The organism is Alkalihalophilus lindianensis (assembly GCF_032843265.1).
GTDB classification, from domain to species: domain Bacteria; phylum Bacillota; class Bacilli; order Bacillales; family Bacillaceae_D; genus Alkalihalophilus; species Alkalihalophilus lindianensis.
Map to the genome: position 1 here is coordinate 1 of NZ_JAWJBA010001010.1, position 237 is coordinate 237.

Annotated in this window: 1 pseudogene; it reads left to right on the plus strand. The window is 40.9% G+C overall.

Annotated features, from left to right (window positions below):
- A pseudogene (locus tag RYX56_RS25170) lies at positions 1 to 237 on the plus strand (sigma-54-dependent Fis family transcriptional regulator); the annotation flags it as partial.

Genomic DNA, 237 nt, shown 5'->3' on the forward strand with positions numbered 1-237 from the left:
GGGGAAACACTTATTGGCGGCATTTCCTTCATTAAAAGAGGAATCAAGTACACTGTTAAAAGTGGTGAAAACAGGAAAACCAATTTATAACCAAACACAGGTTTATGTGAACGCTCACGGAACTAGAATTGACACGATGAACACTACCTTGCCTATCTTTCTCGGTAAGGAAATCATTGGTGCAGTGGAAATTGCTAAAGACTATTCCAGAATGAAGCTGCTTGCCGAACGGCTGTT